Here is a 16214-nt window from a genome sequence, read left to right on the forward strand (position 1 = left end):
TGGCAGCTATGATGCTGGCCGTTCCGAACGGGGCGGCAGCGCAAGATTCGGAAGCGCTGCAATTTGTCGTCAAGGACGTGCGCGGTGCCGGAGCAAACTCGGTACGGTTTGCCGCCGCGCAAGGGACGCAGGAGCGCCCTAATCTCGTGCTACTTGGTGGAAATCCGGAGGTCTGGCCGACGATCAGACAGGCGGTAATTCAATCGGAGCGAAACGGCTATCCTGTTCGTGCAATCCTCGTAGGGCCGATGGACGCGGCACCGTCATTGGAAATCTATGCGAAGGGTCATCATGTGACCAATCCGATCGACCCGTTCGAGATCACCCAAGCGGAACTGGTGACGCTCATTCGCGACATTCACCGAGAATATTACGAGCGATAGGCAATCAGAGTGATGGGCCCCGAATCCAATCCAGATCGTTGCCGCCCTTATAGAATTCGTCTGCGCGGGTAGCAGTATCGCGGTTGAGCTGCTGACTTTCAACGCGCCGGGCTTCTTCTTCGGTCGCTGCAACAGCATCGGCTGCGATCTCGCGGGCGCTCTCATTGTCGGATTGATAGGCGGCTTCGCCAAGCTGCTGCGCGCCGATCAACGTGGTCGCCCGCGTCTCTGCGGCTATCCGCGCTTCGTCGGTATCGGCGTTTTCGATCTCGGCGCGGGCCGTGATCACATCCTGCCGTTCTCGCATGACCTCGCCGCGACGCTTCATTTTTTCGTTCCATTCGGCGGCCAGGGCATCGTCTTCGCCGCCTAACTGATGGCGGCGGCGGACGATTGCAGCGCTCAAGCCATCGCCCTGCGCTTCATCCGGCGATATTCCGGCTTTGCGCAGCAGCGCGGCGTGGACCCGGTTATTTGGATCAACTTCGCCACGCGCCTGCAACCGCGCCAGTTCGTCCAGCGCTTCCATGCTCTCGCCGATCTCGTTGCGGCGGCGGGTGATTTCGGACAATCGCCCGTCGATCGCGGCAAGCTCGGCATCCAGCTCCGCAAGCCTGCGGTCCAGAAGGTCGAGCAAGAGCAAATCAGCGCTACGCTGGTCGCGTTTGCGCTTTTCGGCGGTCGCGCGCAGCTTGCCGAGATTCGCCGGGATTATGAGGCTGGTGGTGTCGATCTGGCCCGCATCGAACTGCCGGACGGTTTCAACGATCAGCTTCTGCGTATCGGGGCCGCTCAGCGGTCCGACGAAGGCCGGGACCGTATTTTGCTGTTCAGGCGGGCCATTGTCATAATCGTGGGCTGAAGCCAGACCGAAAGAAGCTGGCAGCAATGCGCCCGCGCCCGCTGCGGGGCGCATATGCGGCGGTACCGCCGCCTTCAATTCCTCGATGTCGCTCTGGCTTAAGGCCATTCTCCCTCACTGGCCGTGGTTTCACCCCTTCATTATCGGCCAAAGAGCTAAAGATATGGTTAACGAATCGTAACGACTATAGCAAATATTGACAAATAACGCCATTTCATGCGATGCTGGAAGCTGGAGGATTTGCCCATGGCAACTATGAACGTGTCGCTTCCCGAGGCGATGAAAGACTGGGTGGACGGCCAGATGCAGGCCGGACGCTATTCCAGCGCGAGCGATTATGTGCGCGATCTCATCCGCAAAGACCAGGAGCGTAACAGCAAGATTGCGGCGATGCAGAAGCTGATCGACGAGGGCTTCGCCAGCGGTGTGAGCGAACGCACGGTCGAAGCGATATTCGAGGACGCGATCAAGCGCCACGCAGGGGAATGAGCGGCTACAGACTGTCAAAAGCGGCAGCCGACGATCTGGCGCGGATTGCGGAATATACGGTCGAAACCTTTGGACCTGCGCAAGCACTCGCGTATCGCGACAGTCTGATCTCGACCTTCGAGTTTCTCGCCGAAAACCCACGCGCAGCGCGGCTGCGCAATGAACTCACTCCGCCCGTTCGGATGCATCCCCATAAGCCGCATCTCATCATCTACAGCGTCGAGGACGATGCCATTCTGATCGTCCGTATCCGGCATGGCCGCGAGGACTGGATTAGCGAGGCCAGCGACGAATAGCGGCAATCCCCCCAAGCCGCGAAGATGCGGCTCCTATCCTGTTCGCGGTTAGCGGTGACGCGCCGCGTGAACGGATGGGAGAATGATATGTCGGGTTTTGGCAAACAGCAGAAAATGGGTTCCGGCGACAAGGCGATTGGCGGCTTCGCGATCGTCATGGCACTGGTGCTGGCCTTCCTGTTGACCCCGATTTTCCACGGCGAAACGGTCGAGTGGGCCACGGGCTATATGAGCGACCACTACGGCTACTGGCTGGCCTCGATCGGCTGGTATGTTTGGTTCGTGCTGAGCGCCTTCCTGACCTACTTCGGCGCGTTGCTGGCAATGATCGCGCTGCAATACGCGCTGGTGGTCCTGTGGCGGTTTTTCATGCTGCTGCTTGGGCGCTGATCGCCTCGGTATCGAGCGCAAAGGGCAGTTCCGGTTGGAGCCGCCCTTTCATATTGCAGCGGAAACTTCAGGCGATTCCGGTTGCGACGCAGTTTGAGTTATAGTTGAGCGCCAATTCGCTGAGGCGGTCATGGGGGATGTCGAATATGACTGACCCGGCTCCATACTTTTAAAGGGCATAAATTTCGGCTGCTACTATGCTTTGATTCACGCCCTTCGCCAGGAGTACGAAGATTCCCGAGTTTGCCGAATTTTACCCTTTTAAAACAATGTTAGCCGTGACAATAAAAAGATAAGCGATTGCAAGGGGGAGCAATTGGTCAATCCAGATGACATTCGTATCAAGGTCGATCTTAAGAAGCCGTTTCCGCGATCAATAATATCGCGCCAGCTTTCGGATTTTGGATATTGCCTAGTCAAGCCTTCTTCAACTGGTGAGAATGCCCTCCTAGAGGTTGCTAAGCACTTCGGTCGAATCCAGCGTCACGAGCGCAGTCGACGCAACGGCGTAGTCGATGTCACCTCGGATGATCGACTTCAAACGCAGATATCAGAAAAATTCAAAGGGCTAGGCACGGCGAGATTTGGCCCGCACACTGACGGGGCGTTTCTCAACGCTATTTACAGCGATGAGAGGGGATATAAGCGCCATATTTCGCCACCATCCTATCTCATTTTGCAGTGCGTCCAGCAAGCACGTGAGGGCGGCGAATCGACCCTGATTGATGGTCAAGAGGTGTATAGAAAAGTTAAGGCGCTAGCGCCTTCGATATACCAGCTTCTTTGTGAAGGCATCTTCCATTTTGTGCGCAGTGCCGACAAGAGGCTGTTTCCTATTGAAGCTCCGGTTTTCAAGGTGCTCGCGAACGGAAATCTCTCTATAAGATATCGAGAGGAATTTATTGTAAGTACAGCTTACGATGGTCAGCGATTACGAGTTGCAGATGCGCTCCGGCAGTTTCGTGAGCAGTGCATTATGCACCCCGATTGCGGCAGGCCGCTTATGCTTACACCGGGAGATGTCCTGATAATAGACAATTTTCGAATGCTTCATGGCCGAGCGGGCTTCAAGGTGGTCGATGGCCATCACCGACACCTTCGTAGGGTATGGGTGATGGATGAGCATCACTTAATTCGCCTCAATGGCGACGAGCCTTGGGACATTACAAGCGAGCAAGGTGGGCTGGCCGAGTTCCGCGCGCGCGTCTTGCCGTATGATGACGGGATCGTTACATCGTACGGCGCGTTGAGTGGCTCGGACAACCATTCAAATTTTATTCATGCCGAGCTCGGCATAAAGAGTTGAGTATTGCGAAATATTAATGTAATATTAAATGGTGTTTAGCTACGGGGGGTGAATATGGCAACCAATTATGAAATCCGTGGCGAAAAAGATAACATGGAAAAAAGTGCTAAGACGACCAATCTAGATTATCCAACTGCTGAAATGATTCAGCGGGAGGATACAATTTACGCAACATTTCTTGGTGCGGTTAATACCGATGTGGTTGATGGTGTGGAGGATTTAGAAAAAATTGATCCTCGCCTCAAAGTTATCCGAATAGGCGATGCTGAAGAGCTTCATAATCAAGGTTTAGGTGACCTTGATTTGGGCTGTTAGCAAATTTCTGATTCCCACATATTTCTAAGCTACTCCCAATGGAGCCGCCGCTACTGCTCTCATCCCATGTCGGGTCCAAGCTCTGGGCCGCTATCTCGGCCCGCGTCCCGTTCGGCATCGGCGCTGCGGCTATAGCGGTCCTGTAGCCAATGTAGGCGGTCTTCGCTGCCGGACCGCCCTTGCTCCGTATTTCTGGAAAGCGTGGCCTCGGCCTGAGTGCGTTGCTGGTTCGCTTGCAACCAGTCGAGCCGTGCTGATGGCGAACGTACCGCGCCGCGCTGTTCCGCAAGATCGCGGTGGATCTCCGACAGGCGCGTATCGTGGCCCTGCCGAACCGCGACAATCCGTTGCTGTAGTGCCTGCCGTTCGGCGAGCTGCGCCTCGGTCATCGCCTGCCGCTGGTCGCGGTCGCGCATGAACCCGGCATAGGCTTCGCGTTCATTCTGCTCGTGGGTCTTGGCATAGCGGCCCGACAAGCGGTCCCAGAAACCGGACAGACCATTACGCAGCCGTGCGGCGCGTTCCTGCGTTTCGGTCTGCTGCCGCGCGGCTTGCCCCTCCGCCATGCGCTGACGTTCCGATGCATGCGCATCGCGCATAGCCTGCCGTTCGCGACTGAGCGGGGCCATTTCCGTCACCTTGGCACGCTCGACCTCGCCCATCAGCCGATGGAGTGTGGGTCCCACGCTGCGGGCGATATGGTCGCGAGTCTGTTCGATATCGCGCAAGTCCTCGGCGGCCCCCAGCCGTTCGCGGACCTCCTTGGTCTTGCGTCCCAGCAAGCGGGAGAGCGCCATGGCCTCGCCCTGCCATGTCAGCGCGACATAGCCGCGACGATCGCCGCGTGCGAGATAGAGGCCTCGTGCCTCCAATGCCTGCTGCATCGTCTCGCGGTTGTCGGACACCGCCCATGCTTCCTGTGCCAGCATTTTGAGTGTCTTGGGGTCGCGGCCCTCGCGCTTGGCTTGATGATACAGAGCAAGATCGAAGTTGCGCGGGTCGCGCTCGGTGCGGTCAATATATCCGGCGGGCAGGTTCCAACCCTGTTCGAGAAACAGCCCCTTGGAGATCTCGTGCAGCTTGTTCTTGTAGAAGGGCAACGCGATGACGGCTTGGCGCTCATGATCGATGCGCGACCAGACCGCGTGCATGTGCCGTCTGCCTTCCTTTTCGTGAAACAGCGTGATGCGTGGCTGTCCGGTCAGCCCGTTCTGCTGCTCGATCTCCTCCACGGTGCGCTCGAACACGGCTGTATCGACCTGCGCATTTTCTGGCGGCGACAGCGAGACGCTGAACAGCGGCTTGCGAGATTTGATGCCCGCGCTCATCGCATGGACTTCGGCTAACGCGCCCGCGACATCCTCGCTCATGAAGCCGCGCACTTCATGCTGTTCGATATGCTCGTTGTCTTGCTCGTTGAGGAGATGACGGGCAAGCGCGTTCGGGGAGCCTCTGGTCGAGGCTTTGAGAATCACGGCTCGCCCCGAATACCCAGTGCCTGCATCAGCATCGTGCGCATCGCCGCGATATCGCGGGCGGCTCGTTCAAGGGCGGAACGGGTTAGATCATCAGCAGCCAGCGAACCGGAGTTCGCGGCCTTGGCGAGTTGGTTGATGTTGGTGGAGAGGCGCGACTGGCCGAGCAACCCCATAAGCCGCGACAATGTTTGATGATCGCGCACAGGCGTTTTGCCGCGCGTCTTCGGCGGCGGGGAATCGGGGTCGAACACCCGCCATTTGATGTAGGCCGCCAGCGTCATGCCCGCCGCGTCCAGCTCAAGCCGCGCACGCTCTTCGGGCGTCAGCCGCAAACAGAACGGGGATGGTCGGGGCTGGCGGTCGGTCATGCTCTCTTAGGGGAAAATGAAAAAGCGCACTGGTCACGCGCCCATGGGGACGCGCGAACAATGCGCTTGGTGTTGAATAGGGTTGGGGGGTTAGTTTAAGCCGCTCACGGCTCTGGCGCAGCGAAATCGGTTTGAGGGGCTTCCAGAACGCCGTCCGGCAGGTCCTTTAGCACCTCGCTCCAATCCGCTAGAATGTTGAAAAGCTGATTTGTGGTGGGTGTATCTAAGTCCACCAATTCCCTTCGGGAATTGCCTTTGCCCCGGTTCGTTTCCGATCCCCGGCGTGCCTCCAGGTTCTTCAGGGATTCCGCGCCCGCTGTACGGGCTGCCGGCTACCCGCTTTTCAGATAGCCGTTCCGATCCGTTGCCTTCCTGCCGGCGGTTAACCACTGCCGCCCCGGGCTTAGCTTGCTTTCCTGCATCTGGTGCGCGCGACTGCGCTCCGGCGTCCCGAAATTAAACGTTGCTTAACCATAAAGCGGCGTGGCGCGGATCGTAAACGCCGCGTTAACGTGTCGCCATGAGCAACCAGTTTCGCATCGCCGATGGCCGGGGGGGCCATCCCTTCCGCAGCACCATGCGTTCCGAAGCTCTCGCCCGGCGCCGCGTCCGGGAGGACAGCGACCTGAAGCTGTTTCTGCTCAGCTTCTCGGCATTCTTCGTCTGTTTCTACACGTTCATCGCCTGAACCGGCCGGTTCAGTGATGCGGAACCGCGCCGGCCTTGTGCAGCAGCCAGCCGGTCCATGCCGAGGCCAGGCACAGCGCGAACACCACCCAAAGCCCGCCGAGCACCGGCATTCCCGCCTCGACCGCGGCCCAGATGCCGACCGATCCGATCACCATCGCGCCCGAGCTGAGGATATTGTTCGCCGCGACCGTGCGTGACGTCTGCGACTTGTCGACCGTGGTGGTGAGGAAGGCATAGAGCGGCACGACGAACATGCCGCCCGTGGTGGCGATCATGGCGAGATCGAACAGGATGCGCCAGGTTCCCGGCAGCGCCAGGAATTCGGCGGTGTTGTGCAGTCCGGTATCGGGGCGTTGCTCCCAGCCATTGGCGGCGAAGAAGAAATCGACGACGAAGGCCGCCATCACCAGTACCGACGCCGGGCCGTATTTGGCCGAGACCTCGCCCTTGAGCAGACGGTTGATGATCACCGATCCGATCGCGATGCCGACCGAGAAGATGGCGAGGAAAACGCTCGCCACGTCCTTTTGCGCATGAAAGACATTCTTCACCAGCGGCGGAAAGAGCACGCCGAGGATTGCCGCGACCGACCAGAAGACACTCATCGCCAGAATGGCCAGCGCGACGCGGCGGATGTGCAGTGTCGCCGAGATCAGGTGATAGGAAGAGCGGAAGACGTTGAAATCGAGCTTCAGCTTGGTGAGCGGCGGCGCGGACGGAATGCGCAGCGAGGCGAGCCAGCCGAGCAGCGCGATCAGGATCACTGCGACTGCCGCGACATAGGCGCTGAGCAACCCGCCGGCGATCGTACCGCCGAGGATGGCGATATAGGTGCCAGCCTCGATCATCCCGGTGCCGCCGAGCACTTCGTCGTCGCGCAGATGCTGGGGCAGCACCGAATATTTGATCGGTCCGAAAAAGGCCGAATGCACGCCCATGCCGAACAGGGCGAGCAGCATCAGTTCGATATGCGCGGTGAAGATGCCGAAGGCACCGACGGACATGATGGCGACTTCCGCCGCCTTGATGATCCGCATGATCCGCGCCTTGTCATAGCTATCGGCAAGCTGGCCGGCGAGCGCGGAGAAGAGGAAATAGGGCAGGATGAAGATGCCCGTCGCGATCGCGCTGAAGCGCGTTTCGGCGTCCATGGAATCGTAGATATAATAGGTCGCGAAGAAGACCAGTGCGTTCTTGAACAGATTGTCGTTGAAGGCACCGAGCGACTGGGTGAGGAAAAGGGGCAGGAAACGCCGTTCCTTGAGGAGCCCGACGGCGTGAATCATGCGAAAAACGACCCCTGCTGGTCCGCGTTGGTGGCAGCGCCATAGCCGAGGCGCGCGCGCCGTATCAATCGCTTATATCACCCGGCCCCCTCCCGTTCGCCGAGGCGTAGTGCTAGGAACGGCGCGATGCTGAACTTGCCGAACCTGCTCACGCTCTCGCGGATCGTCGCGCTTCCGCTGCTCATCGCGCTGCTGTGGTGGCCGCAATGGCAGTCGGGATATCTGGCCGCCTTCGTCCTCTATGTGCTGATGGCCGTGACCGACTGGTTCGACGGCCATCTTGCGCGCAAGCAGCAGATCGTTTCAAAACTCGGGACGTTCCTCGATCCGATCGCCGACAAGGCGATGGTGACGGCGGTGCTGCTGATGCTGGTCGCACAGGGTGTGATCGCCGAGGTGCACGTGATCGCGGCGATCCTGATCCTGCTGCGCGAGATCATCGTGTCGGGGCTGCGGGAATTTCTCGGCGGGCTGCCGCATTCGGTGGCGCTGCCGGTGTCGAAACTCGCCAAGTGGAAGACGACGTTTCAGCTCGTCGCCCTGGGCGCACTGATTCTCGTTCCCGTACTGCCGGGCTTGGCGTGGATTGCCGCACTGGGCCTTGTTACCCTGTGGCTGGCGGCGGCGCTGACGCTGATCACTGGCTGGGACTATCTCCGCGTCGGCCTGCGGCATATGGATAGCTGATGGCGATCTGCGTCCTCTATTTTGCCTGGGTGCGCGAAGCGGTCGGCACCGGCGAGGAGACCGTCGATCCGCCCGAGGCAGTGCGTACCGTCGCCGATCTTGTCGAATGGTTGCGCGGGCGCAGCGCGGGGCATGACGCGGGCCTGAAGGATGTCGCCAGACTGCGCGCGGCAATCGATCAGAATTTCGTGCCGCTCGACGCCGCGCTGGGCAATGCGAAGGAAGTCGCGATCTTCCCGCCGGTGACGGGCGGATGATCCGCGTTTCGGTTCAGCCCGCGCCGATCGAACTCGGCATCGAAGTCGCCGCGCTGGAAGAGCGCGGGGCAGGGGGCGTCGCGACTTTCACCGGTGTCGTGCGCGGCGATGATGGCGTTACCGAACTGATGCTCGAACATTATCCCGGCATGACCGAGGCGGCGCTGGTCAACCTTGCCGAAGCCGCGTTCGAACGCTGGGAGCTGAAGGGCGTGACCATCGTCCACCGCATCGGCGCGATGGTGCCGGGCGATCGCATCGTCTTCGTCGGCACCGCCGCCAGCCACCGCAAGGAGGCGCTGGAGGCCTGCGCCTATCTGATTGACCGGCTCAAGACCGACGCGCCGTTCTGGAAGCGCGAGAAGCTGGGCGGCGAAAGCCGCTGGGTCGAAGCGCGCGGCAGCGACGCCGATGCAGCGGGAAAATGGGATGGCGAGGACTAAACCTCTCTGACGCAATAATTTTATTTCGTTGGCATCCCAAATGCCACTGGCGAGTTATTGCGGCATGGAGAGACTTGCCGAACCCAGCTGCGATACGCTCGAGCAAGAGCTGCGCACGATCATCGAAGCCCATGACTTCCCCTGTGTCGGCGCCAAGGCGGCGCTGGCACGCGGCAATCTGCGCGTTGTCAGCGCACGCGACATGCTCAGTGCTTGGAACGACCTGGAAATTCACGGCGCGCTGCTCGAATGGGCGCATGCCTATCGCAAGGCGCCGGAGGGATTCCGCAGCCTGGCGGTGGTGTTCGAGACTCCACTCGATCTGGACGAAGCCGATTTCGAAAAGGCGATGTGGCATCGCATCCAGTCCTTCGCCGACAAGGATGCCTGGCTGGGGCAGGAATATGACTCCGATGTCAGTCCCGATCCCGAAGACCCGCATTTCTCGCTGAGTTTCGGCGGCGAGGCGTTTTTCGTGGTCGGGCTCCATCCCAATGCCTCGCGCCCCGCGCGGCGCTTTCCGCATCCGACACTCGTGTTCAATCTCCACGATCAGTTCGAGCGGCTGCGCGAGGAAGGCAAATATGAGCGGATGCGCGAGCGCATACTGGCGCGCGACATCAAGCTTGCCGGCGACATCAATCCGATGCTCGCACGGCACGGTGAGGCGAGCGAGGCACGGCAATATAGCGGGCGCCTCGTCACCAATGGCTGGAAATGCCCGTTTCAGGATCCCCGCAAATGAGCCTGGTGGAGATACCGCCCCGCAGCGGCGCCGCCTTTTCGCTCAAGGCCGGGCAGACGCTCAAGGTAATCGATCCGCAGGGAACGCAGGTCAGTGATTTGCTCGCCTTCGCGGCCGACGACGTTCGCGAAGTCATCTCGAACGGGCGCACGTTCGATTATGAAGAGACGATCTCGCTGACCACCGGCAATACGCTCTGGTCGAACCGATCGAACAGGCTGCTCGAAATTGTCGAGGACAGTGTCGGGCGGCATGATTTCCTGCTGACGCCGTGCAGCGAAGCGACCTTTCGCCATTTCTATCCCGAGCATCCGGTGCATCGCGGCTGTTTCGGCAATCTCGCCGAAGCGCTCGCGCCCTATGGCGTCGAAGCCGATGCGATCCCGGTGGCGTTCAACGTCTTCATGAACGTGCCGGTCGATGGAGCGACGGGAAAGATCGAAGTGCTGCCGCCGACCAGCGCGCCGGGGGATTATATTCGCCTACGCGCCGAATGCGATCTGGTGATCGGTCTGACAGCCTGCTCTGCCTATGCTTCGAACGGCGGCAGCTTCAAGCCGATCCACTACGAAATCGAATAGGGCCTCAGGGCTTGGCGCCCAGCACTTCGGCCAGCAGCCTGAAATCGCGTTCGCGCGGGGATGCCTTGCGCCAGACCAGCGCGATCTGGCGCGCGGCGTTTTCGGCGTGGAGCGGGCGCGCGGTGACATGGGTATTATCGAGGATCCCCGCCGTGACCGCCATTTCTGGAAGCATCGTCACGCCGAGGCCGTTCTCCACCATCTGCACCATCGTGTAGAGCGACGTGCCAAGCATCGTCGATTCCGCGCGCAGTTCGGGGCGGTTGCATGCGGCGAGTGCATGGTCCTTTAGGCAATGCCCGTCTTCGAGCAGCAGCAGCCGGCCTTCGTCGATCGCCTCGGGTTCGACGGCATCGGGCATCGGCGGTTCGAGCTCGCCCTCGGGAAAGGCGACGAACAGCCGGTCGTCGAACAGGATCTCGGTTTCGACATCGCCGCAGGCATAGGGAAGCGCGAGCAGCACGCAGTCGCTGCGGCCATGATGCAGGCTTTCGCAGGCATGCGCGCTGGTTTCTTCGCGCAGAAACAGCTTTAGATCGGGATAGTCCTTGCGCAGCCGCGGCAGGATGCGCGGCAGCAGGAAGGGCGCGATGGTGGGGATGACGCTCATCCGCATCTCGCCCGACAGCGGCCGTCCGGCGGAGCGGGCGATGTCGCCCAGTTCATCGGCTTCGCGCAGCACGCGGCGCGCCTTGTCGACGATCTTCTCGCCCAGAGGCGTGAAGCGGACGACGCGGCGGGTGCGCTCGACCAGCGTGACACCGATCAGCGTTTCCAGCTCACGGATACCGGCCGACAGCGTCGATTGCGTGACGAAACAGGCCTCGGCGGCGCGGCCGAAATGGCCCGCGTCGCGCAGCGCCACCAGATATTGGAGCTGCTTGAGCGTCGGCAGATAGGTGGTTGCCACTAATCGTCCCCATCGATTGATGGGTCTGATATAAGTGGCGGCGTCACTTTATGCCAGATCGCTCAAGCGATCAGACGAAAAGACCCGGAGCAGCGAGGGGGAGGCGCTGCTCCGGGCCAGTTCGGCAAATGCGGCCAATGGGAGCTCAGGCCGCTTCGCTGACCTCTGCCGTAGGAAGGCGGATCAGATAGTCGAACGCCGAAAGTCCGGCGGTCGATCCCGCGCCCATCGCGATCACGATCTGCTTGTACGGCACGATGGTGCAATCGCCTGCCGCGAAGATGCCCGGCTGGCTGGTTTCGCCGCGCGCATCGATTTCGATTTCGCCGCGCGGAGAAAGCGCGACGCTTTCCTTGAGCCATTCGGTATTCGGGACGAGGCCGATCTGGACGAAGATGCCTTCCAGATCGACGTCATGCTCGGTGTCGTGGTTGCGGTCCTTGTAGGTCAGGCCCGTCACCTTGTCGCCGTCGCCGCGCACCTTCGTGGTCAGCGCCGAGGTGATGATCTTGACGTTGGGCAGGCTGGCGAGCTTGCGCTGGAGCACCGCGTCGGCGCGCAGGTCGCTGTCGAATTCGATTAGCGTGACGTGCGCGACGATGCCGGCCAGATCGATCGCCGCCTCGACGCCCGAATTGCCGCCGCCGATCACCGCGACACGCTTGCCCTTGAACAACGGACCGTCGCAGTGCGGGCAATAGGCCACGCCCTTGTTGCGATATTCGTCCTCGCCGGGCACGCCCATCTGGCGCCAGCGCGCGCCGGTCGAAAGGATGATCGTGCGCGCCTTGAGCGAAGCACCGTTGGCGAGCTTCACTTCGTGCAGGCCGCCTTCCTCCGCCGCCGGGATCAGCTTTTCCGCCTTTTGCAGGTTCATGATGTCGACGTCGTTTTCCTTGACGTGCTCCTCGAGCTGTGCAGCGAGCTTGGGTCCTTCGGTGTACGGAACCGAGATGAAGTTCTCGATTCCCATCGTGTCGAGCACCTGACCGCCGAACCGCTCGGCAGCGACGCCGACGCGGAGCCCCTTGCGCGCGGTGTAGACGGCCGAGGCCGCACCGGCGGGGCCGCCACCGACGATCAGCACGTCGAAGGGGTCCTTCTTGGCGATTTTCTCGGCCGCCTTGGCTTCGGCGCCGGTATCGATCTTGGCGACGATCTGTTCGAGGTCCATGCGCCCGCTGGCGAACTGCTCGCCGTTGAGGAAGACGGTCGGCACCGCCATCACCTTGCGACCGTCGACTTCGTCCTTGAACAGCGCGCCGTCGATCGCGGTGTGCTTGATGTTCGGATTGAGCACGCTCATCAGATTAAGCGCCTGCACCACGTCCGGGCAGTTCTGGCACGAGAGCGAGAAATAGGTCTCGAATTCGTAATCGCCCTCGATGTCCTTGATCTGCTCGATCAGGTCCTGCGCGGTCTTGGAGGGATGCCCACCGACCTGCAGCAGCGCGAGAACGAGCGACGTGAATTCGTGACCCATCGGAATGCCCGCGAAGCGCACGCCGATATCGGTGCCCTTGCGGCGGATCATGAAGCTGGGCCTGCGCTTGTCGTCGTCGGCGCGGACGACGTCGATCAGATCGGACAGCGCGGCGATTTCATCAAGCAGCTCCCCAAGCTCGCGCGACTTGGCGTCGTCGCCCAGGCTGGCGACGAGCTCGATCGGCTGCTTGATGTTGGCCAGATAGCCCTTAAGCTGCTGCGTCATATTGGCGTCAAGCATGAGGAAATCCTTGTAATTCAGATACAATACGGCCCGGGGCGACGGGTGCCGCCCCGGGCCGCATCAAGACCCAAAGGGCGTTGGTTTAGATCTTGCCGACGAGGTCGAGCGAAGGCGCGAGCGTCTTCTCGCCTTCTTCCCACTTCGCCGGGCAGACTTCACCCGGATGGCTGACCCAGTACTGAAGCGCCTTGATCTTGCGCAGAAGCTCGGCGGCGTTGCGGCCGACGCCTTCGGGCGTCACTTCGACGAGCTGGATCACACCTTCGGGATCGACGACGAACGTGCCGCGATCGGCCAGGCCGACGCCTTCACGCAGGTTGTCGAAATTGTTCGAAATGGTGTGGTTCTGGTCGCCCAGCATGTAATAGTTGATCTTGCCGATCGCTTCCGACGTGTCGTGCCATGCCTTGTGGCAGAAATGCGTATCGGTCGATACCGAATAGACTTCGACGCCCATTTCCTGAAGCTTGGGATAGATGTCGGCGAGGTCTTCGAGCTCGGTCGGGCAGACGAAGGTGAAGTCCGCCGGGTAGAAGAAGAACACGGCCCACTTACCGGTCACGTCGGTGTCGCTGACTTCCACGAACTTGCCTTCCTTGTAGGCCTGCGTCGTGAAGGGTTTCAGCTTGTCTCCGATCTTCGCCATTTATCGATTCTCCAAAAATTCCGTGTTGCGGCGTCCCGTATATGGGGCGCCCGAAGCGGAGTGAAATTGGAAGCTTTGGTCGATGTGATCGAATTTATCGCTGAAACAACGATAGATGATCGATGTTGGCGATTTTATAGCAAAGCTTCCGGCGTGGCTATTGTTGGCGCCAGAGGCGGTCGACCGTCTGGCGCTCGTTGATCACGCCGCCCAGGCCCCAGCCGGCGAACATCACCTCGCCGAAACCCGTACACACCACCGTCACCGCCAGGTTGCTGCTGCCGTTGTAGAGTGTCACCGAATCGCCGGTCGAATGTATCACGCTGTAAGCGCGGCTGGCATTTGCGACGCCGCGCGCGCGGCGCATGCAATCCGCCTGACCGTAATGGGCGTGCGTGTCGTAGTTGATGCTCGGCGCCTGCGGAGGATTGCCGCGGATGCGCACGCCCAGGCCGACGACGCCGGGCGCGTTGGCGCAATACATCAGGAATTTGCCTTTGCCCTGCGTCGTGGCGGTCGAATACCAGCGTGCATTGGTCGTGCGCGCCGTTTCGACCGCGCCGCCGTCGACATATTGCCGGTGTGTGGTGTCGAGGCATGCGCTTACGCTGGAGGCACCCTGCGGATAGCGATCATAGCTGCGCACAAACTCGACCTCGAGCCCGCTTTGTGCGTGCGCCGAAACCGGCGCGAAGGTGGCAAGCGCGGCGGCGGCAATCGAACCGGCTAGTGTCTTCATTATCCTTCCCCAACGGTATCTGCCTTCGGGGATTCCTATGCCGAGGCGAAACCAGTGGTTTGGAGATGGATCAAACCGCTCTTCGAGGTTCGCCTATACGATGGCGTTCCTTCGCCACTTCGAGCGCTATTGCATGCGCCAGAGCTGTTCCACCGTTTCACGCTCATCGATCAGCCGGCCGCGCCCCCATCCGGCGAACATCACTTCGCCAAAGCCAGTGCAGACAATGGTGACGGCGATATTGGAGCTGCGGTTGATCAGGGTGATGGCGTTGTCATGCGCTTCCATCAGCGAGTAGATCGAACCGCTCGCGACCGATCGCGCGCGGCGCATGCAATCCGACTGTCCCGAATGGCCGCGGGTGTCGAAATTGATGTTGGGATAGCGCGTTGGATTGCCGCTGAACCGCACGCCCAGACCGATGACGCCGGGCTGGTTGGAGCAGTACATCAGGAACTTGCCTTTGCCGTAGTCGTCATCGACGCTGTACCAGCGGCCGTTATCGGTCCGGTTCACTTCGATGCCGCCGCTATTCACGAAGTTCTGATGATTGGCGTCCAGACAGGCGGACTTCGTATGGGCACTGCCGGGATAGTTCGAAAAGTCCGAGACGAATTCGATCTTGAGCGTTTCCTGTGCCTCGGCGTCGGTCGGTGCGAGCCCGGCCAGCGCGACGGTTGCCGCGACGATGAAAGCGATCGGCTTCATGTCCTGTCCCCCAGTTTTCTCCGGCGAGACTCAGCATCCGTACAGGGGAGTCAAGCTTTTGTGTCGGGGGCGTAAGGGTCATGTCAGCGCTTTCCACAGGCTGAACGCGCTGGTGAGCGTCAGCACGGCGCCAACAATGATCAGCAGGGCGCGCGCCGGAACGCGGCGGGCGAAGAACGCGCCGAACGGGGCGGCGATAATGCCGCCGATCAACAGGCCGAGCACCGGATTCAGGAAACCGGCGGAAAATCCCTCGGTGCCGATCTGGATCAGGAAGGCGGCGGAGATCGACATCGTCAGGACGAATTCCGACGTGTTGACCGTGCCGATCGTCTCGCGTGGCGGCGCGCCCTGAACCAGTAGATTGGACGTCACCACGGGGCCCCATCCGCCACCGCCCGCGGCATCGAGAAATCCGCCCGCGAGGCCGAGCGGCTCGACTATCTTCGGCTGGCGGTGCTTGGGCGGAAAACGGATCGCGCGGATCAGCAGATAGACGCCGATCAGCGCCAGATACCCCATCACGAACGGGCGGGTGACGGCCGCATCGAGCGAAGTCAGCACATAGGCGCCCAATATCCCGCCGATCACCCCGGGCATGGCGAGACGCAGGAACAGCCGCCAGTTCACATTGCGATGGAGGGCATGGCTGATGCCGGAAATGCCGGTGGTGAAACATTCGACCAGATGGACGCCCGCCGAAGCAGTGGCGGGCGGCACGCCCATGACGCTGACCAGCAAGGTGCTGGAAATCACGCCGAAGGCCATTCCGAGCGCGCCGTCGACGAGCTGGGCGGCAACACCGATGCCGATGAAGGGGAGCAACGCCGCCAGATCGAGCGATTCGAACATATAATCACCTAATATCCTATAGGAATACTAGGGTATGCATGAACGTGGAATTTG

Annotated in this window: 21 protein-coding genes; 11 read left to right on the forward strand and 10 right to left on the reverse strand. The window is 60.8% G+C overall.

The features are described 5' to 3' along the window. Nucleotides 1–8 precede the first annotated feature (8 nt). Nucleotides 9–383, forward strand: coding sequence for a hypothetical protein (locus G5C33_RS06420; RefSeq protein WP_165326454.1), 375 nt, complete (start codon nucleotides 9–11; stop codon nucleotides 381–383). Between the two features lie 4 nt (nucleotides 384–387). On the opposite strand, the gene G5C33_RS06425 is transcribed toward G5C33_RS06420, so the two are convergent. Further along, entirely contained in the window at nucleotides 388–1353 is a 966-nt protein-coding gene (locus G5C33_RS06425; protein WP_165326455.1) for a coiled-coil domain-containing protein, read from the reverse strand. 138 nt (nucleotides 1354–1491) lie between these two features. Here G5C33_RS06425 and G5C33_RS06430 point away from each other — a divergent pair, with 138 nt between their 5' ends. From G5C33_RS06430 to G5C33_RS06450, 5 genes are all read left to right on the forward strand, one after another. Next, nucleotides 1492–1734: a type II toxin-antitoxin system ParD family antitoxin gene (locus G5C33_RS06430; protein WP_165326456.1), complete on the forward strand. Its 243-nt coding sequence runs from the start codon at nucleotides 1492–1494 to the stop codon at nucleotides 1732–1734. Further along, entirely contained in the window at nucleotides 1731–2030 is a 300-nt protein-coding gene (locus G5C33_RS06435) for a type II toxin-antitoxin system RelE/ParE family toxin (RefSeq protein ID WP_165326457.1), read from the forward strand. The genes G5C33_RS06430 and G5C33_RS06435 overlap by 4 nt, the downstream gene beginning before the upstream one ends. An 87-nt stretch (nucleotides 2031–2117) precedes the next feature. Further along, nucleotides 2118–2420 (forward strand): hypothetical protein, encoded by a 303-nt coding sequence (locus G5C33_RS06440; protein ID WP_165326458.1) that lies wholly within the window; start codon nucleotides 2118–2120, stop codon nucleotides 2418–2420. A 316-nt stretch (nucleotides 2421–2736) separates the two neighbouring features. After that, a complete protein-coding gene (locus G5C33_RS06445) occupies nucleotides 2737–3726 on the forward strand; it encodes a TauD/TfdA family dioxygenase (protein ID WP_165326459.1) in 990 nt (329 codons plus the stop codon). Between the two features lie 54 nt (nucleotides 3727–3780). Further along, nucleotides 3781–4041, forward strand: coding sequence for a hypothetical protein (locus G5C33_RS06450; RefSeq protein WP_165326460.1), 261 nt, complete (start codon nucleotides 3781–3783; stop codon nucleotides 4039–4041). A 59-nt stretch (nucleotides 4042–4100) separates the two neighbouring features. Here the strand turns inward: G5C33_RS06450 and G5C33_RS06455 are convergent, their stop codons facing one another. The 3 genes from G5C33_RS06455 to G5C33_RS06470 all read right to left on the reverse strand — a co-directional run bounded on the left by G5C33_RS06455 (nucleotide 4101) and on the right by G5C33_RS06470 (nucleotide 7863). Then, a complete protein-coding gene (locus G5C33_RS06455; RefSeq protein WP_407698067.1) occupies nucleotides 4101–5516 on the reverse strand; it encodes a relaxase/mobilization nuclease domain-containing protein in 1416 nt (471 codons plus the stop codon). After that, a complete protein-coding gene (mobC, locus tag G5C33_RS06460; protein WP_165326462.1) occupies nucleotides 5513–5887 on the reverse strand; it encodes a plasmid mobilization relaxosome protein MobC in 375 nt (124 codons plus the stop codon). Before mobC ends, G5C33_RS06455 begins: the two co-directional genes overlap by 4 nt. 698 nt (nucleotides 5888–6585) lie before the next feature. Continuing rightward, entirely contained in the window at nucleotides 6586–7863 is a 1278-nt protein-coding gene (locus tag G5C33_RS06470; protein WP_165326464.1) for an MFS transporter, read from the reverse strand. 126 nt (nucleotides 7864–7989) lie between these two features. On the opposite strand from G5C33_RS06470, the gene pgsA reads away from it, so the two are divergent. Genes pgsA through G5C33_RS06495 form a run of 5 tightly spaced genes read left to right on the forward strand, consistent with a single transcriptional unit; the run spans nucleotide 7990 to nucleotide 10576 of the window. Then, nucleotides 7990–8550 carry a CDP-diacylglycerol--glycerol-3-phosphate 3-phosphatidyltransferase gene (pgsA, locus tag G5C33_RS06475; protein ID WP_165326465.1) on the forward strand — a complete coding sequence of 187 codons (561 nt, stop codon included), beginning with the start codon at nucleotides 7990–7992 and terminating at the stop codon, nucleotides 8548–8550. Further along, the gene (gene moaD / locus G5C33_RS06480; RefSeq protein WP_165326466.1) at nucleotides 8550–8807 is read left to right on the forward strand and encodes a molybdopterin converting factor subunit 1; all 258 of its coding nucleotides are present in this window, start codon (nucleotides 8550–8552) and stop codon (nucleotides 8805–8807) included. Before pgsA ends, moaD begins: the two co-directional genes overlap by 1 nt. Further along, nucleotides 8804–9250: a molybdenum cofactor biosynthesis protein MoaE gene (locus G5C33_RS06485; RefSeq protein WP_165326467.1), complete on the forward strand. Its 447-nt coding sequence runs from the start codon at nucleotides 8804–8806 to the stop codon at nucleotides 9248–9250. The genes moaD and G5C33_RS06485 overlap by 4 nt, the downstream gene beginning before the upstream one ends. Before the next feature lie 40 nt (nucleotides 9251–9290). Further along, nucleotides 9291–9995, forward strand: coding sequence for a guanitoxin biosynthesis heme-dependent pre-guanitoxin N-hydroxylase GntA (gntA, locus tag G5C33_RS06490; RefSeq protein ID WP_228275212.1), 705 nt, complete (start codon nucleotides 9291–9293; stop codon nucleotides 9993–9995). Continuing rightward, nucleotides 9992–10576: a DUF1989 domain-containing protein gene (locus tag G5C33_RS06495; RefSeq protein WP_165326469.1), complete on the forward strand. Its 585-nt coding sequence runs from the start codon at nucleotides 9992–9994 to the stop codon at nucleotides 10574–10576. Before gntA ends, G5C33_RS06495 begins: the two co-directional genes overlap by 4 nt. 4 nt (nucleotides 10577–10580) lie before the next feature. Here the strand turns inward: G5C33_RS06495 and G5C33_RS06500 are convergent, their stop codons facing one another. From G5C33_RS06500 to G5C33_RS06525, 6 genes are all read right to left on the reverse strand, one after another. Beyond that, a complete protein-coding gene (locus tag G5C33_RS06500) occupies nucleotides 10581–11486 on the reverse strand; it encodes a hydrogen peroxide-inducible genes activator (protein WP_165326470.1) in 906 nt (301 codons plus the stop codon). Nucleotides 11487–11631: 145 nt separating this feature from the next. Beyond that, nucleotides 11632–13212: an alkyl hydroperoxide reductase subunit F gene (gene ahpF, locus G5C33_RS06505; RefSeq protein WP_165326471.1), complete on the reverse strand. Its 1581-nt coding sequence runs from the start codon at nucleotides 13210–13212 to the stop codon at nucleotides 11632–11634. A gap of 85 nt (nucleotides 13213–13297) precedes the next feature. Beyond that, nucleotides 13298–13861: an alkyl hydroperoxide reductase subunit C gene (gene ahpC / locus G5C33_RS06510; protein ID WP_165326472.1), complete on the reverse strand. Its 564-nt coding sequence runs from the start codon at nucleotides 13859–13861 to the stop codon at nucleotides 13298–13300. A gap of 157 nt (nucleotides 13862–14018) precedes the next feature. Then, entirely contained in the window at nucleotides 14019–14600 is a 582-nt protein-coding gene (locus G5C33_RS06515; RefSeq protein ID WP_165326473.1) for a hypothetical protein, read from the reverse strand. Nucleotides 14601–14726: 126 nt separating this feature from the next. Continuing rightward, nucleotides 14727–15308: a hypothetical protein gene (locus tag G5C33_RS06520; protein ID WP_165326474.1), complete on the reverse strand. Its 582-nt coding sequence runs from the start codon at nucleotides 15306–15308 to the stop codon at nucleotides 14727–14729. A 78-nt stretch (nucleotides 15309–15386) separates the two neighbouring features. Then, on the reverse strand, nucleotides 15387–16160 hold the full coding sequence (locus tag G5C33_RS06525) for a sulfite exporter TauE/SafE family protein (RefSeq protein WP_165326475.1): 774 nt from the start codon (nucleotides 16158–16160) through the stop codon (nucleotides 15387–15389). Between the last annotated feature and the right edge of the window lie 54 nt (nucleotides 16161–16214).

Origin of the sequence: Sphingosinithalassobacter tenebrarum (genome assembly GCF_011057975.1) — a bacterium.
Lineage (GTDB): Bacteria > Pseudomonadota > Alphaproteobacteria > Sphingomonadales > Sphingomonadaceae > Sphingomonas > Sphingomonas tenebrarum.

What these genes read in the sequence shown, in the direction of transcription:
- G5C33_RS06485 (WP_165326467.1), top strand. Translation starts at nt 8,804, where the DNA reads ATGATCCGCGTTTCGGTTCAGCCCGCGCCGATCGAACTCGGCATCGAA.
- ahpF (WP_165326471.1), bottom strand. Translation starts at nt 13,212, where the DNA reads ATGCTTGACGCCAATATGACGCAGCAGCTTAAGGGCTATCTGGCCAAC.
- G5C33_RS06430 (WP_165326456.1), top strand. Translation starts at nt 1,492, where the DNA reads ATGGCAACTATGAACGTGTCGCTTCCCGAGGCGATGAAAGACTGGGTG.
- G5C33_RS06450 (WP_165326460.1), top strand. Translation starts at nt 3,781, where the DNA reads ATGGCAACCAATTATGAAATCCGTGGCGAAAAAGATAACATGGAAAAA.
- moaD (WP_165326466.1), top strand. Translation starts at nt 8,550, where the DNA reads ATGGCGATCTGCGTCCTCTATTTTGCCTGGGTGCGCGAAGCGGTCGGC.
- G5C33_RS06520 (WP_165326474.1), bottom strand. Translation starts at nt 15,308, where the DNA reads ATGAAGCCGATCGCTTTCATCGTCGCGGCAACCGTCGCGCTGGCCGGG.
- G5C33_RS06525 (WP_165326475.1), bottom strand. Translation starts at nt 16,160, where the DNA reads ATGTTCGAATCGCTCGATCTGGCGGCGTTGCTCCCCTTCATCGGCATC.
- G5C33_RS06495 (WP_165326469.1), top strand. Translation starts at nt 9,992, where the DNA reads ATGAGCCTGGTGGAGATACCGCCCCGCAGCGGCGCCGCCTTTTCGCTC.
- G5C33_RS06515 (WP_165326473.1), bottom strand. Translation starts at nt 14,600, where the DNA reads ATGAAGACACTAGCCGGTTCGATTGCCGCCGCCGCGCTTGCCACCTTC.
- G5C33_RS06470 (WP_165326464.1), bottom strand. Translation starts at nt 7,863, where the DNA reads ATGATTCACGCCGTCGGGCTCCTCAAGGAACGGCGTTTCCTGCCCCTT.
- pgsA (WP_165326465.1), top strand. Translation starts at nt 7,990, where the DNA reads ATGCTGAACTTGCCGAACCTGCTCACGCTCTCGCGGATCGTCGCGCTT.
- ahpC (WP_165326472.1), bottom strand. Translation starts at nt 13,861, where the DNA reads ATGGCGAAGATCGGAGACAAGCTGAAACCCTTCACGACGCAGGCCTAC.
- G5C33_RS06425 (WP_165326455.1), bottom strand. Translation starts at nt 1,353, where the DNA reads ATGGCCTTAAGCCAGAGCGACATCGAGGAATTGAAGGCGGCGGTACCG.
- mobC (WP_165326462.1), bottom strand. Translation starts at nt 5,887, where the DNA reads ATGACCGACCGCCAGCCCCGACCATCCCCGTTCTGTTTGCGGCTGACG.
- gntA (WP_228275212.1), top strand. Translation starts at nt 9,291, where the DNA reads ATGCCACTGGCGAGTTATTGCGGCATGGAGAGACTTGCCGAACCCAGC.
- G5C33_RS06440 (WP_165326458.1), top strand. Translation starts at nt 2,118, where the DNA reads ATGTCGGGTTTTGGCAAACAGCAGAAAATGGGTTCCGGCGACAAGGCG.
- G5C33_RS06420 (WP_165326454.1), top strand. Translation starts at nt 9, where the DNA reads ATGATGCTGGCCGTTCCGAACGGGGCGGCAGCGCAAGATTCGGAAGCG.
- G5C33_RS06435 (WP_165326457.1), top strand. Translation starts at nt 1,731, where the DNA reads ATGAGCGGCTACAGACTGTCAAAAGCGGCAGCCGACGATCTGGCGCGG.